Origin of the sequence: Nostoc sp. ChiSLP03a (assembly GCF_034531215.2) — a bacterium.
Lineage (GTDB): Bacteria > Cyanobacteriota > Cyanobacteriia > Cyanobacteriales > Nostocaceae > Nostoc.
Window position 1 is genome coordinate 1 of the sequence record NZ_JAVRBQ020000032.1, and the last position, 15629, is coordinate 15629.

General features: G+C 43.1%; 15 protein-coding genes. 6 read left to right on the forward strand and 9 right to left on the reverse strand.

The features are described from left to right. Positions 1 to 2692, reverse strand: a 2692-nt coding sequence (locus RMY32_RS04580; protein ID WP_322714821.1) for a CHAT domain-containing protein, incomplete at its 3' end; no start/stop codon positions are given. Positions 2693 to 2749: 57 nt separating this feature from the next. Beyond that, positions 2750 to 3076 (reverse strand): hypothetical protein, encoded by a 327-nt coding sequence (locus tag RMY32_RS04585; protein ID WP_322714822.1) that lies wholly within the window; start codon positions 3074 to 3076, stop codon positions 2750 to 2752. A 470-nt stretch (positions 3077 to 3546) separates the two neighbouring features. Between RMY32_RS04585 and RMY32_RS04590 the strand changes: the two genes are divergently transcribed. Continuing rightward, entirely contained in the window at positions 3547 to 4251 is a 705-nt protein-coding gene (locus RMY32_RS04590) for a mobilization protein (protein WP_322698681.1), read from the forward strand. A 190-nt stretch (positions 4252 to 4441) separates the two neighbouring features. Then, on the forward strand, positions 4442 to 5164 hold the full coding sequence (locus RMY32_RS04595; protein ID WP_322714823.1) for a class I SAM-dependent methyltransferase: 723 nt from the start codon (positions 4442 to 4444) through the stop codon (positions 5162 to 5164). A gap of 113 nt (positions 5165 to 5277) precedes the next feature. On the opposite strand, the gene RMY32_RS04600 is transcribed toward RMY32_RS04595, so the two are convergent. The 3 genes from RMY32_RS04600 to RMY32_RS04610 form a co-directional block, all read right to left on the reverse strand. Further along, on the reverse strand, positions 5278 to 5835 hold the full coding sequence (locus RMY32_RS04600; protein ID WP_409882237.1) for a YidH family protein: 558 nt from the start codon (positions 5833 to 5835) through the stop codon (positions 5278 to 5280). A 191-nt stretch (positions 5836 to 6026) separates the two neighbouring features. Further along, positions 6027 to 6689, reverse strand: coding sequence for a hypothetical protein (locus RMY32_RS04605; protein ID WP_322714824.1), 663 nt, complete (start codon positions 6687 to 6689; stop codon positions 6027 to 6029). 80 nt (positions 6690 to 6769) lie between these two features. Further along, on the reverse strand, positions 6770 to 7480 hold the full coding sequence (locus RMY32_RS04610) for a cadmium resistance transporter (protein WP_322714825.1): 711 nt from the start codon (positions 7478 to 7480) through the stop codon (positions 6770 to 6772). A 221-nt stretch (positions 7481 to 7701) separates the two neighbouring features. Between RMY32_RS04610 and RMY32_RS04615 the strand changes: the two genes are divergently transcribed. Next, positions 7702 to 8685: a LysR substrate-binding domain-containing protein gene (locus tag RMY32_RS04615; protein WP_322714826.1), complete on the forward strand. Its 984-nt coding sequence runs from the start codon at positions 7702 to 7704 to the stop codon at positions 8683 to 8685. A gap of 157 nt (positions 8686 to 8842) precedes the next feature. On the opposite strand, the gene RMY32_RS04620 is transcribed toward RMY32_RS04615, so the two are convergent. The 3 genes from RMY32_RS04620 to RMY32_RS04630 form a co-directional block, all read right to left on the reverse strand. Further along, on the reverse strand, positions 8843 to 9211 hold the full coding sequence (locus RMY32_RS04620) for a pentapeptide repeat-containing protein (RefSeq protein WP_322714827.1): 369 nt from the start codon (positions 9209 to 9211) through the stop codon (positions 8843 to 8845). Beyond that, a complete protein-coding gene (locus RMY32_RS04625) occupies positions 9201 to 9515 on the reverse strand; it encodes a hypothetical protein (RefSeq protein WP_322714828.1) in 315 nt (104 codons plus the stop codon). The genes RMY32_RS04620 and RMY32_RS04625 overlap by 11 nt, the downstream gene beginning before the upstream one ends. Before the next feature lie 210 nt (positions 9516 to 9725). Further along, complete coding sequence (locus RMY32_RS04630; RefSeq protein ID WP_322714829.1) at positions 9726 to 10256, reverse strand: hypothetical protein; 531 nt, start codon at positions 10254 to 10256, stop codon at positions 9726 to 9728. Positions 10257 to 10328: 72 nt separating this feature from the next. Here RMY32_RS04630 and RMY32_RS04635 point away from each other — a divergent pair, with 72 nt between their 5' ends. Further along, positions 10329 to 10475 (forward strand): hypothetical protein, encoded by a 147-nt coding sequence (locus tag RMY32_RS04635; RefSeq protein WP_322714830.1) that lies wholly within the window; start codon positions 10329 to 10331, stop codon positions 10473 to 10475. 48 nt (positions 10476 to 10523) lie between these two features. On the opposite strand, the gene RMY32_RS04640 is transcribed toward RMY32_RS04635, so the two are convergent. Next, positions 10524 to 10670, reverse strand: coding sequence for a hypothetical protein (locus tag RMY32_RS04640; protein ID WP_322714831.1), 147 nt, complete (start codon positions 10668 to 10670; stop codon positions 10524 to 10526). 134 nt (positions 10671 to 10804) lie between these two features. Between RMY32_RS04640 and RMY32_RS04645 the strand changes: the two genes are divergently transcribed. Both RMY32_RS04645 and RMY32_RS04650 read left to right on the forward strand, forming a co-directional pair. After that, positions 10805 to 14428 (forward strand): AAA-like domain-containing protein, encoded by a 3624-nt coding sequence (locus RMY32_RS04645; RefSeq protein WP_322714832.1) that lies wholly within the window; start codon positions 10805 to 10807, stop codon positions 14426 to 14428. 217 nt (positions 14429 to 14645) lie between these two features. Further along, positions 14646 to 15623: an ABC transporter substrate-binding protein gene (locus tag RMY32_RS04650; protein ID WP_322714833.1), complete on the forward strand. Its 978-nt coding sequence runs from the start codon at positions 14646 to 14648 to the stop codon at positions 15621 to 15623. Positions 15624 to 15629: the final 6 nt, after the last annotated feature.

The following is a 15629-nucleotide window of genomic DNA, read 5'->3' on the forward strand; positions in this document are numbered from 1 at the left end:
CGCTATTGGCTTTGAGAGATCCCAAGCTGTGCAACGTCGCCGCCTTGCCTTGGACATTGCCGATTTGTTCTGTGATAGCCAGGGATTGTTGATAAAGGGCGATCGCTTCTTCTATTTCTCCGCTATTGGCTTTGAGTAGCCCCAAACCGTGATTAATTGCTGCTTTTTCTCCTTTGTCTTCTAGGGGACAAAGGTTTAATGCTTGTTGATAATGCTCTAGTGCCTTGTCAACTGCACCAACTTGGCTTTCACAATAAGCCATCTCCTTGAGAACGCGATAGTCTTCAGTAATTTCTAAGGTTGATTTACACAGCTGCACCGCTTCCCTGAATCGACTTTGATTCCACCAGTGATTTGCTAAACTGCTTGCTATTTCTGCGGCTTTTTTTTCTTCCTTACCCAACAACGCCAACCGATGAATTTCTAAGCGTTGTTCCTCGATTTCGGTTTTCGCCTCTTCCCACCAAAGGTAATACAGCAGATTAGCCGCTTGCTTATACAAAGCTTCCCTATCTTCCGGTAACTGCACTGGCAAAATGCGCGGCACTCGTAACGCTTCATCATGGCTTACTTCCAACAGCCCCAACGCTACTGCCCGACTAATATAATTTTCCCGACTAATAAAATCTTCCAAATTGGGAATGGTGTTACAAATTACAGCTAAAGCTTCCCTTGGTACTGGCAACTCAAACACCAAACCCCGTGACAACATCTCCCGCATGGTTGAATCCATCTGTTGCAGCAGCGCCTCTGCCAAAACTTGCTCTCGCAACTCCACCGGATCTGCTGCTAACCGATTTAAAATTGCTGCCACATCAACAGTTGTATTTTGCAGAATCTTATCCAACCATTCCAGTAAGCGGGGATTACCATCTGCTAACTTCTGCGCCTGGGATTTTAACGCCTCATCCACCTGAGATTTAGCACTAAAGGCAGTGAGGCGATTAAACTTTTTTTGCAAATCTGCGCCTTGCAGTGCATCCAACGGTTGCTTGTGGAAATACTGCAACTGAGTAAATTCAAAATCGTAACGGCAAGTAATAATGATGCGGTGGGATGTGAAATTTTCTTTAATTGCCCAAACTAAAGCTTTCAACACCTCTGCTGCTTCCGGTTGCAGACGACCTAACCCCCCTTCCCTACCAGGGAATGGGGGAACTTGACTCCCCTCTCCGCTTCGGAGAGGGGTTGGGGGTGAGGTCAATTCTAAATTCACTTCAAAGTCATCTAGCACCAACAAAAACGGCTTCGCAGCATCATGCAACTGCTGGAAAACTCGCCGCAGCCGAAATCTCAATTCTTCATCGTAATTTTGTAGGCTTTTGCGTTGTTCGTTGTCATCCAACTTTTCCGCCAAGCGACTCACCAAACTAGCTTCATCGATTGGCCCCACCCAGACAACACGCTCAAAATTCGGCAGTCTGTCGCACAGCCTAGCTGCTAAACTACTTTTACCCAAACCGCCCATCCCATGAATCAACACCCCAACTTCATCGTTTGGTTGACTCAGCACCCGTAAACAACTTTGCAATTGACGGCGACGACCAACAAAACTCTCCCGTGTCGGGACTTTCACCTTACCCGCAGCATCTAAAAACTGGGTAGAAACAGAAAGCGGTGGTGCTGGTTTCCGTCCACGAGTCCGCAAAGGTGTAACTAATGAACTTGGTAAATTACCTGCTGCATAAAGCCGCAACAAATGCCAATCCCGCGCTTTGTTCTTAATTAATGCTTGGTATGTATAAGCAACAGCCTCGGTGATTTGTTTTCCGGCTGACAATTCCTGATATAACGCGGCAGCTGCGGCTGTAGCATCAGGATCTAAAACCTTTTGACCCCAACCCAAAACCGCTTTTGCTCCCGATTTCAGCAATTCTTCAGCCATTGACGGCACAGATCCCGAATTGCCAGCTTGTCCAGTGCGACAACCAGAGAGGAAGATCAGTTTAGGCAGTCGAAATTGTAATTCTTGGGCGATATCAAAAGCACTCGCATAGAAAGCTTCACCGATTTCCGTTTCTGTAATAAAGCGGGGTTGCCCATCTTGTAAAGTAGCATGACCCGTCAGGTGTAAAACATCAAAATAATCTCTGTCGTAACCATCGACTAAATAACCCAACTCCGACAAACAGCCGCTTTCTTCCACCGTCAGCGCTAAAGGTTGCCGCTTTGTCGCCTCCAAAATCCGTGCTTCCTCTCCCTCAAAATCCAGCACAGGCTCGACATTCAAGGGCGAAGTCGCCATAAACAAAACTTGCAGCGCCCGGTTTTCAGGTTCCCCGTCAATGGTCAATTTTTTTACCGTACTATCTGACACCCAGCGCACAGGAACAATCGCCGGGACTCGCTCAACCAAAAAGCTAACACCATCGTGCAGCACTTCCCAAGGCAGATGGGCAAGTTTTTCAGCAGCCGCGATCGCCAAAACAATCCCCTCCCGCCGATGCTTATCTAGTAAGGGTTGCAGCCAGCGATCGCTCCCATCTAACCAGTTATACAACCGCCGTCCAGTTACCGTATAATCCTCTGGGAAAAACGAAACGTAATAATCTCGCTCTGCCAACTGAATCAAATCGGTGATTTCTGATAGAGGAAGCGAGCGCTTTTCATACTGGTTTGGATTATCAATAAAGTAACGTAGCTCTACGTAATTCTCATCAACTGGCTTGAGGTCGAGGTGGAGGGTTTGCACGTTCTCAATCTTGAGACTTCAGTATTTACCCCAAGTCTACCACCCCCAATTCTGTCTCTACGATTCTAAAATTTGGCGAATCTCTTCCAGGGTTGCATCCTCTAAAAGAAGTCGCCTACCATTGCGCCCGACAATCAACACCTTTTCAATTCTTTTACCAGACTGCTTGGCTTTATACTCTTGATACCACTTACGGATTTGTTCAGCAATGGCGATCGCACCCCCAACAATACCAACGATGGTAGCAACTGTTGCTGTTACTCCTTCTCTTTCGGGTGCATCTGAACTCACTGCATAGTTACCAGATATACCAGGAATTGCCAAAAGCGCCTCTGTTGCTGCGATCGCATCTTCACCTTCAATTGCCAACTGAATTTCTGCCATAGTGTTGATCTGCAAGTAACTTCAGGCATATTTTAAACAACATCCCAAGGCAGTTTCTTCTAAAAATTCCTAATTCTTGTCGAAAAGAATGTCTAAAAACCTAAATTTTCGGTTTTTAGTTCTCAATTAACTTATAACAAGGAGCTTAAGCCCCTTGTTTTGTTTTAGTCTGCGCAGACGGACTTACCCTGTGTAAAATGAGACTGTTGGAAAACTATATCCAAATCACGGTTATACTTTCTCATAAAACCACCAAAATACTTGGGGGCAATGCAACACTGCTCGGGTTTTGGATTTTAAACTGGAATTTGGTTTTGGGAAAAGGTTAAAGGGAAAAGGTTAAAGGTTTTTTCTTTCCCCTTTCCCATTCCCCTTTTCCCGTTAACCGACAAGTTTGAGGGGCAATGGCCAAAAAATTCTTCGTTTGGGAAAGATATATCAGACTTTAATAACTATTAGAGGTGGCTGTAATGCCGACGATTCATTTTGTAGATGGTGAAAAAGGCGGGGTAGGAAAGTCTCTCTTTGCCAGGACAATGATTCAGTATTGTCTAGATAAAAGAATCCCATTTGTACCAGTGGAGACAGATAGATCGAATCCAGATGTCGCAGGGGTATATAAGGAGATATGTAAATATGCAGTGTTTAGTGAGAATGAACGACAGGCAAATAAGGCAGATAGAATATTTGAGTGGGCAATAGAGAAGCCAGTAATTGTGAATTTAGCCGCACAATCGCATAGAGCAGTACAAGGGTGGATTGAATCTAATCAATTACTTGAATTAGGAAGTTCGCAGGGAGTTCTGTTTTGCAAATGGTTTGTATCGACAGGAGGATACGACAGCATCAATCTGTTTGCTCAGTCAGTGAATACTTACGGTGAGAAAATTCCTCATATTCTGGTGAGGAATTTAGGGCTGTGTGATGATTGGGAGCATCTAGAGTCAGACTCCAACTATCAGAACCTAGTAAATAAATATCAGATAAAAGTTATAGATTTTCCGAAGTTAGCATACAGAGAAAGAAACATAATTGACCAAAATCGCCTGACTTTTGCAGAGGCTAGAGAATATAAAGAATTTGGGATAATTGGAAAACAGCGAATAGTGAATTTTCTGAAGCTTGCTTATGGTGCTTTTGAGAAAGTAGGTATCTGGTATGAAAAAGTTGAATAGTAGTCATTAGTCATTTGTCATTGGTCATTTGTCATTGGTCATTTGTCCGAAGTCATTGATCGTTAGTATCTATGACTTCGGACAAACTCTAGCAGAAGATTGGATGAGGGTACGATGGCGCACCCAACTGCCGCAGGCGATCGCTTGGCAAATTTGACTACAATCCTAAGAAAGAGTAGCAAAAACCTAAATGTCTAAAAAGTCCGATTCTCAGTTTCAAAATCTCTTTAGTTCACCCAAATCAACCAACTGGGACGAAAGATTAGCCCAAATAGCCTATCGTTTTAACCGAGAATATCAACGTGAAACCTTTGAACTCCCAGCAGAAGTACAAGCAATGCCGATATTTAGCGAGTGGATTGCTGGGAGTTTCTCAGGAAGAATTGCTTCCCCTTTCTGGGAAATTGCTAAACCTCAAAAAAATCAACACTGTATAGATATTGGCTGTGGGATCAGCTTTTTAATCTATCCTTGGCGGGATTGGCAAGCGTTTTTTCATGGGCAAGAAATCAGTAATGTGGCACGCGATACCCTGAATTCTCGCGGGCCACAGTTGAATTCTAAGCTGTTCAAAGGTGTTGAGTCGGGAGCAGCTCATCAGTTAAATTATCCATCAGAGCAATTTGATTTAGCGATCGCCACCGGATTTAGCTGCTATTTTCCCCTCGAATATTGGGATGCTGTACTAGCAGAAGTGAAACGGGTGTTAAAACCAGGTGGACATTTTGTATTTGACGTTCTCAATCCAGAACAGCCTCTAGCAGAAGATTGGGCAGTTCTGGAAACCTATTTAGGGGCTGAGGTGTTTTTAGAGCCTTTGACTAAGTGGGAAAAAACGATTAAGACTGCTGGTGCTAAAGTCGTAACGCACAAATCAGGAGAATTATTCGAGTTGTATAAAATCCGATTTTAAAAATCTTACAGCAGATTTCAAATTGGTGAGGTACACAAGCTCGCGTCTGTTACCAAGCTATAAAGCGTGTTTTCCTCCTGAATTCTAAATTCTGAATTCTGAATTCTGCTGTATTATTCAGGGATAACTGGACTCATTGGATCTAAAGAAGTTGTAAAAACAAAATAGATTACCCCAGTTCCAAGAATCATCACAGCTAGACTGAACAGCAACACCCAACGGTCTGTTGGTTCGTAAGTATCTTCTTCGATATCACGACGGACAGCAAAATAGTGTACTGTTGACAGCCACACCGTGATTAAACCCACCAGCGAGAAGACTAAACCTAACTTCCAGCCGTTGCCAGGACGGGGTACTAAAGGTACATGGAAGGCACGCAAACGCACGATGACGACACCAAAACCTAAAAGAGCGATTCCTGTCCGCATCCAAGCGAGATAGGTACGCTCATTTGCCAAGTGATCTCGGATTCTAGACGGATTCAGTCGTCCTGGCTTTTTTTTATCTTTTTCTTCTTCTGTAGGTTTCAATTTTAACTGCATCAATAATACCTTTATCCCCAAAGCGGCTCTTATCAAAAAAATGCGAAGGTAGTAGAAAATTTCTTTCCAGATGACTTGCACCCAGCACAATAGTTGCGCTACTGAAATATGCCTGTTGTGATTGTACATTTTTCCAAAATTTATTTTAATGCAGATATCAAAATAAAACAAGCCTAAAATTGAGGATAGATAAATTCAAAAAAAAAGAGCCAAGATCAAAGAGATGTTTTACCAGTGTTTGTCCTGTTCTTCTCTGATTTTGGCTGTCACCCTATTTAAATTCAGAACAATCATTCAAAAATAGACTATACAGTTCTATTTCAAGACTGATTGCTAGGCGCATTAGGAACTCGTGTATTTATTAGATCCTGCGATATATCTGGGATAAACCAGTTAGCCTTTTTGCTGTTAACAACTTTTACAGTCGGGACATTCAATTCAATCGCAGCAGTAGCTGGATTCCTCTTAATTACCAGCTGAGTTCCATCAAGGATCTTCAGAGCCGCCGCTCCTGTCAATTCTTCACCTTGCCCATTAGGACTAGAAGTGAAATTTTCTACCTGGACATCATTCGGTAGATAGATGCCATCACAATCCCAGTTATTTTTAGTGGACTGACCATCAGCTAGAAAATATAGACCATTCTCGTATACGGCATCTTCATCTTCATCATCATTTGGTCTTTTACCGTATACCGCTATGGTATTACCTGTTTGGTTGTTGCATTGGCCCCAATTGATTCCCGTCTCTAAAGCATATTTTTGCAGTGTTAATTCCTCGGTTCTTTTTTGAATTTCTTCTGGTGTCAGACCTTCAACTTGAGTTTGGGCATCTTTTGTCTGAGAGAGTTGCTTAAGAGCTTTAGTGACTTCGATGTAATCAGGGTTTTTGCTAAATTTTGGTCTATCAGCAAAAGAAGGTTGAGCAAAGGCTAGATTAGCGACAATCATTAAGACAATTAGCAGAGATTTCCAGATTTTCATGTTTTGATTCCTGTTGATGGGTAAGATATTTTGCCGTTGAGAATTCGTTTGGCTCAGAAAATTGATGATGCACCTCTTTATTAGACACTTAATTTTTCTTGTTCTTCAGTTGACGGCTGAGTATTGAAACCTAAAATTAATGAGAATATATAACTAGAAACTACAGATAAAAGAGTCCAAGTAACATTTTCCGTGACAATAAATACGCCCAAACCAATCAAGATACAAGGGACAAAAGTATTGCCATTTTCAGTTAAAAAGTTGGCGATCGCAGGCAAGTAGGTTAACTTGTAAGCGGTATAACACCATACACCCACTAGGGTAAAGAATACACTTATAATCACCAGCAGACTATCTAATTCTGAGTTGGCAAATAAGGGCACATAGACGCTGATATTATCACTGCCATTAGCAAAGGCGATCGCGGCAACATTGCAAGTTTGTGGAGAAACAAAACTCTTAACTATAGAGGGACAAGACGGCTCGGTTTCTTCTTCAGCTTCCTCAGATGAATCCTCTTCGCGTTTTAGTAAACTGCTCACACCAATGATTATTGGCATTAACCCAAGTAGTCTAATCCAGTCCTGCGGTATGATTAGTCCACCCAAGAAACCGGGAAGGCTAGCAACGATCAATGCTGCAAAACCGAGATACTGACCAGCAAAAATGTGACGACTACGAAACGTTTTACTTATTTGTGAAAAAAACAACGTCAGAATGACAATATCATCAATATTGGTGGCAGTGAATGCGGTAATCCCTGTGGTAATTGCAGTTACTAAATCGTTCATTTATGGATGTCCTTATGTTTGTGCTTGGTAATTAGGCATGGGGCATTGGTCACTTACAAAGGACAAATGACAAATGACCAATGACCAATGACAAATGACTAAGTAAAAAGCTTTGATTTATACTTTAGTCAAACTAATCGATAGAATCAAATGCTTTTATTTGTCAAAATGATAAATGAAAGTGATTAAAATTTTGACATTAAGTCTTAGGGATACGACCAATGGCAGGAATGACGCTTGAGCAGCTAAAAATATTTCTGGCTGTGGCGCAGAACTTACACTTCACTCGCGCAGCAGAGGAGCTTTATATTACACAACCTGCTGTCAGTGCAGCGATCCACAACTTAGAGCAAGAATACGGAGTGAAACTATTCCATCGGATTGGTCGCCATATCGAAATTGCTGAAGCGGGTAAATTACTACAAGTGGAAGCGCAGAAAATTCTCGATCAAGTTTCCTTGACAGAAAGGGGGTTGCGAGAATTGAACAATCTGCAACGGGGTGAATTGAAATTAGGGTCGAGTCTGACAATTGGTAACTACTGGCTACCAAGTAAGATTAGTGAGTTTAAGAGCCAATATCCTGGTATCCAGATTGACTGTACCCTTGCCAATGCAGAAACGATTTGTGTCGGTACAGCGATGGGACAGTTTGATTTAGGTTTAGTGGAAGGAGATGTGAAGCCAGCGCTTCAGAATACTCTAGAGTACGAAATAGTGGGAAGCGATCGCTTACAAATTGTGGTTGGTCAAAAACACCCTTGGTTTGAGTGGGGAGAAATTGATTTAAGCCAACTAACTCAAACTCCTTGGGTGATGCGGGTGCCAGAATCTGGAACCCAACAAAGGTTTGAAGAAGCGTTGCAAAATTGGGGGATCAACCTCAGCGAACTGAATGTAATTTTAGTGTTTACCAGTGGTGAGATGGCAAAAGCCGCAATTGAAAATGGAGTAGGCGCAACTGGAATTTCTGAGTTGATGGTAAAAAAAGAAATCCAGCTAGGAACTCTGCGGGCAATTCGAGTTATTGATAATAGAGAAGTCAACAGTGCGATGACTACGGCAGACTACGCCTACGCAGAAATAGTTCGACCTTTTTTCAAAATCAAGCATCGTCAGCGTTTTCAAACTGCTCTTTCCAAAGTCTTTGAACAAATGTTGATATCGTCTATGGATGGTTCACATCAACATGTATCAGTTATTTAAAGGAGATTGGGCATTGGGCATGGGGCATTGGGCATTGGGCATTGGGCATTGGGAAAGAGGAGGCAGGAGGCAGAAGTTCTACAATGTTTGAATGCGTGAATTTTGAATTTTGAATTTTGAATTGATTTCTCCCCTGCCCCTCTGCCCCCAATCCCCTTCACACCTTCCGCATATTTCTACTGATAGGGTCAAAACCTCTAGAAAACCGCGTACTTTCATCATAGTAAGCGCCAGTCAGATTAGCTCCATACAACTTGGCATAGTTGAGTTTTGCTCCCCGAAGATTTGCTTCATTCAGATTGGCACCGCTCAAATTAGCTCTGGTCAAATTCGCTTTGGCTAAATTAGTTCTACTCAAATCTGCTCCCCAGAGTTTAGCTTTAGCTAAGTTAGCTCCACTCAAGTCAGATCCCCATAAATTAATTCCTGGCAAATCGGCTCCAATCAGCTTATCCCGACTCAAGTTGACGGCTGGAAAATATCTTTCTCCTGCGGCAAAACGCCTTTTTAATTCTTCAGCATTCATGCGTCGCGTTCACCTTCTTTAGCAATACAGAAGTTATTTGTTCCCATTCCTGGCTTAGTTCTCCTGAAAATACTGGTTGACCACTGCGTTGATACCAGAAATGGGCATTGTTCAAATCGCCTTCTTTGCGGTGCAGGTAAGCATGAATCCAGGCACTGTCAGCATCGCTGGCATCTGTAACTATTTCATGAGCTTTGTTCCAATCACCTTTGTTGTCATACCACATTGCTTGCAGCCCTTTTGGTAGTGTCTGAGGACATGGGCGCTGCTTTTCGATCAATCGCAGAAATTCCTCTGTATTCACGATCGCCACCTAACAAGAATCAAACTTCTATCTCTAAGATACTCCTCAGCTTCAGGGTAGGATGGGGAGCAGGGGAGCAGGGGAGCAGGGGAGCAGGGGGAGAATAACTCCTAACTCCTAACTCCTAACTCCTAATTCCTAACTCCTAACTCATTACTCACCACTCCTAACGCCCCATGCCCAATGCCCCATGCCCAATACCCTTGACATCTACTTAACTGGAATAACTTCAAACTGGAAAGTACCGATCAAACGATTATCAATATAGACTTCTATTCTATGCTTACCAACTGGATCGCCAGGGGCGATTGTCCAAAAGTTCTCAATTACACCTTCGGGAGCCGACTGTGTGCGTCGTGTTACAGATGTCTTGCCGTCTGCTGATATTGAGAAATCTTCACCATTATCTGTACCCCAAGTTTCTGGAGGTTTTGGTAAATACAAGACTTCACGCCATTTCACTTCACCTTGGTAGTTTTTGAGTTTAATCCGCCACCCGTAGCTGTTTCCTTCCTGAAGTGGCACTCTTGTTGTCTGGAAAATGGTAACGTTTCCTTTGGAGTCAACTCTTTTCAGACCAAACTCGGTGTTACTGACTGTAATCTGTTTTACATTCGTTGGCGCTGGAGATGATATGGCATTTTCTACCAAAACAGAAGTAGCGTTGATTGGCTTAGAACCGATGACTCCAGATATTAGCCAAAAAGCAGCTAGCACAGCAGTAGTAGTCCAAATTCTCATTAGTATGGTTTTCCTATCAGACTTTTGGTACTTATTCAAGTAATCTGCCATGTTTTCCGGTCGAGGTTAGCGATGGTTAGACAAAGACGAAATTGCTTTCAGAAATTTGGCGGATTTAATCAACCCACTGACTTTGGTCAACATAACCTCGTTCCCAGTCTTCAGGCTGGGAACGAGGCAACACAAGAATTTGGATTTATCTTAGTGCTATTCGGTTAACATCCAATTTAAAATCAGTAAATCATAGTCTTTGCAAAAGGCAAACCATTACGCCGCTGTTTCTCCATCTGCATAGGTGTAGCCCGAACTTCTGGTGCGTCCGCTTTGCGTAGCTTGCTTCCACAAACGCGAACAGCGTGCCGTAAGCAAGTGGTACGGCTGCGCTCTGTTACCGCCGTAGCATCGCATCTGCATACCCATTCCTCACCGTCTTACTCTACAAGACACTTCACGAACGGGATAGTGTGGCATGGATATAGTATTCTAAATCCTGAATTCTGAATTTTGACTCCTTCTTTATCTCCCCCTTTTCTAATTACACTTTGCACATGAGATACCAAGTTGGCGGTAGCCTCCACAGTGACGATCCCACTTATGTTGTGCGTCAAGCAGACGAAAAACTTTATACCAGTTTAAAAGGTGGCGATTTTTGCTACGTCTTCAACTCTCGCCAAATGGGTAAATCATCCCTACTACAGCGAATAAGTCGTCGTCTCAAGTCAGAAGGCTATAAATGTGTTTACTTAGACGTGACGCAATTGGGTAGCGAGGATACCACATCAGCACAATGGTATAAAGGAATCATTGTCAGCATATTCTACGGGTTAAATCTGGCGGAACACGTCAACTTTAAGCAATGGTGGAATATGCAAACAGGTCTTTCTCCTGTACAAAAACTACACCAGTTTGTTGAGGAAGTATTGCTGCCAAATGTTAAGAGCGATTGTGAAGGAGGCGGCGAAGCTAAAGGCATTTTCATTTTAATTGATGAAATTGATAGTTTGCTGAGTTTGAATTTTCCGGTCAATGACTTTTTTGCCTGGATTCGTCATTGCTACAATCAGCAGGCACACGATCCGAGGTTTCAACGCCTGGGATTTGCATTGTTTGGAGTCGCCAGCCCATCTGATTTAATTGCTGACAAACGTCGGACACCTTTTAACATTGGAACAGCTATTGAGTTATACGGCTTTCGATTGCATGAAGCTAGCCCATTGCTAAATGGGTTAAAAGGAGCAATTGAGCGACCAGAAGTTTTGCTGCAAGAGGTGATCTATTGGACAGGTGGACAACCGTTTCTCACTCAAAAACTCTGTCAATTAATTCTCCAAACTGCTTTAAAGACATCAGAGCGGAAAATTTTCCTACCCCCAAAAACTGAGGCCTATTGGGTAGAAGAATTGGTGCGATCGCAGATTATCCAACACTGGGAATCACAAGATGAACCCGAACACCTGCGCACGATTCGCGATCGCTTACTTTTCAACCAACAACAAACTGGACGGTTGCTGAGTCTTTATCAGCAGGTATTGCAAGCCGAGGAAATACAGAACGAGGGTAAATGGGGATGGGAGGACGCAAATAATGAAGATACTAGCAACTCTTGGCGTTCCCAGTCTTTGCGTCCTCTTTTATCTCCCGTGGCTACTGATGATAGCCGAGAACAGACGGAGCTTTTACTATCAGGATTGGTCGAGAAGTACAACGGCTATCTCAGAATTAAAAATCCCATCTATCGGCATATTTTCAATACTGAATGGGTGTTAAATCAGTTAGACAATCTGCGCCCTTATTCACAGCCATTCAATGCTTGGGTAGCATCGAGCTTTCAAGATGAGTCACGCCTGCTGCGGGGTAATGCTTTACAAGAGGTTTTGGACTGGACTCAGCGTAAAAGTCTCAGTGATTTGGACTATCGATTTTTAGCAGCTAGCCAAGAATTGGAACGTCGGGAAGTCCAGCAAAAAATGGAAGTAGAACGGCTCAAAGAAACTGAAGCGCGATTGGCAAGCGAACAAAAGAGCGCTCGGCTTCAGCGACGACTCCTATTAGGAGTAAGTTTAGCCCTAATAGCAGTTATTGTCTTGGGGTTCACAACACTCTACGCCGATCAACAAGCATCACTGAGTGAGGTACGGGCGATCGCAGCTGCTTCCAATGGTAGTTTTAATTCCAATCAACGCTTAGATGCACTGGTACAAGCAATCCGAGCCAGACAGGAATTTCAACGGCTCGATCTGCAAAATTTGGCAGATGCCAATGCTCTGGATCTCCAAACTCGCAAAGTATTAGAACAAGCTGTCTACAGTGCTGATGAATTCAATCACTTGTCGGGGCATCAAGGGATTGTCTTAGGCGTTGATTTTAGCTCTGATGGTCAGTGGATTGTCTCATCTAGCATTGATCGCACAGTCAAGCTATGGAAGCGGGATGGAACACTGGTGAGAACGCTACCACATACTGCAACCATACAAAGCGTCCGCTTCAGCCCGGATAGCCGCCGGATAGTCGCTGCCGGCATTGATGGCACTATCCGTCTTTGGACGATCGATGGTAAATTGTTGACCGTTTTTAAAGGACATAAATCTGCGGTGTGGCGAGTTGCCTTTAGCCCAGATGGACAAACGATCGCTTCTGCCAGTGGCGATTTTAGCGTCAAGCTTTGGCAACTAAATGGCACTTTAATCAGAACTCTTAAACATCAGCGTGGTGTGTGGGGAATTGCCTTCAGCCCCGATGGTCAAACCATTGCTTCTTCTATGGTAGGTGGCAAGAATCAGCTTTGGCGATTGGATGGAACGTTGCTGAAAACATTCACAGCCGGAAGCGCAACTATTTGGAGTGTTGCTTTTAGCCCTGATGGACAAACTTTAGTGTCTGGCGGTGCAGATAAGATGGTGCGACTGTGGAATCGAGAAGGCACTCTCTTGAGAACTTTTAAAGGGCATACTGCTGAAATATTTGGTGTAGCCTTTAGCCCTGATGGGCAGACTATTGCTTCCGGCGGTTCTGATAAAACCGTTAAACTCTGGCGGATAGATGGTACTTTATTAAGAACTTTGCAGGGGCATACCTCAAATATTCAAACCATCGCCTTCAGTCCTGATGGAGAAACTCTTGCCTCTGCCAGTCACGACAACACCATCAAACTCTGGAGAGTCAACTCACCCTTAATAAAGTTACTCAATGGCCATCAAGAAATGGTCTGGCGGGTGGCATTTAGCCCTGATGGGCAACGGCTAGCTTCCGTTGCTGGCAAAGAAGTCAAACTCTGGAGACGCGATGGTTCTCTCGCCAAAACCATTGTTGAAAAAGATTCTCGAATGCTTAGTCTTGACTTTAGCCCCGATGGTCGAACTTTAGCGATCGTTGGTTCTAAAGGTGTCGTGAGACTGTGGCAACTAGACAGCAATCAGCGAACCATTCTGGAAGGGCCAGGTATCGGTCTTTTGGGTGTTAGCTACAGTCCTGATGGCAACCGATTAGTGACTGTGGGTTTTGATTATAAGCTAAGACTCTGGCAACGCGGCTCCAATGGAGAGTTTCAACTCCAGCAAATTATTCAGGCGCATACAGGGCGAATTTGGGACATTGTTTATAGTCCAGATGGGCAGTTTATCGCCTCTGCTAGTGCTGATGGCACTATCAAACTGTGGATTTCAGAAAATAGCGAACGCCTGTTAGAAAAACCCGATCGCACCTTAGAAGGGCATAATAGTGAAGTTTTTGGGGTTGCCATTAGCCCGAATAGTCAATTGATTGCCTCTACAGGTGGGGATGGTAGTCTGCGACTTTGGAAACGTGATGGGACTCTGGTGAGGAGCTTTGATGGTAAAAGTATTGGCTTAACCAGGGTAGCATTCAGTCCAGATGGTCAAATGCTAGCAGCCGCAAGTTTTGACAATACGATCAAAGTCTGGAAAATTGATGGTACTTTACTCGTCACCCTGAATGGACATACTTCTAATGTGAGCAGTGTTGCCTTTAGCCCTGATGGTAAAACCCTTGCCTCTGGCGGAGATGACCAACTTGTGATTCTGTGGGATTTAGAACAAATTCTCCATCTCAACCTACTGAAATACAGTTGTGATTGGGTACGGGATTATTTAAAGACTAATATAACAGTAGAAAAGAGCGATCGCTCTCTTTGCAATTACAGCCTTTTTTCTTGATTTGAAGAATAATCCCTTGTTAAGGCGGCTCAATACCTGTGAATGAAATTCTCAAGCTGCCCTTGCGGTCAGAATTTCTAAATCTTGAAGCAATTCCAACAACCAAAACTCGTTTAATATAATCACTGACGAAATTTGCACGGCAATTTAAATTTGAACAATTAGTTTATTTAGCAGAATCTTTGATTAACAATAATTAAAAAACATCAAAAGTTCTATGCTTAAACTACTCAGATCCATTAGTATTTTCCTGATTACTGCCTGTTTACTACTTGCTTGTAATACTTCAGTACCAACTGAAGTAAAACGCCCTCCATTGAAAGTGATATTTGGATCTTTTGTTGGAGAGCTTCCAGGCATCATTGCTCAAAAAAAAGGATTCTTCAAAGCCCAAGGGGTAGATGTGGAACTAATTCATACACAATACGCCCAATTGGAACAAGCAAACTTTAATGCGGGTAAGTATGATGGGATTACGTCGTCCTTGGGAAATTTTATGATCTTGAGTGCCACAAATCCAGATATACAAGGCGCGATCGTTATAGATGAATCAATAGGAGCAGATGTGGTAGTCGCCCAATCAAAAATTAAAACTCTAGCTGACTTGAAAGGTAAAAAGCTAGGTGCAAATCTAGGCGGTTTTAGCGAAGTTTTCGTGACTGAAATGTTGAAAACTGCCAATTTAACCAGTGATGATGTGAACTTAGTTCAATTAGAGGCTTCAGAAATTCCTCAACGCCTGAAAAATAATACTATTCAAGCCGGACACACTTGGCAACCCTATCTTTCTGAAACAATAAAATTAGGGGGAAATATCCTATTTACTAGCAAACAAACCCCTGGCTTGATTTTAGATTTGATTATCTTTCGTGGTGAGACAATCCGCGATCGCCCCGAAGACATTCGTGCATTTGTGCAGGGATGGCTGCAAGCTTCGACCTACTGGAAAGCAAATGTTGAGGAAGGAAAAGCGATCGTCAGCAAAGCGTTAAAAATTCCGATAAATACTCTCTCTCTAGAGGGAATAAACCTAACTGATTTAGGTGAAAATCAAAAATATTTTCAATCTAGTAACCCTAAGTCCATTGACAAAACTGCCAAGATATATGCAGATTTTTTTATTCGCTCTGGAAACATTACGCGTATTCCTGAGCTAAAAAGTTTGTTCAATTCTTCCTTCTTGAATCCCCCTTAGTTTGAA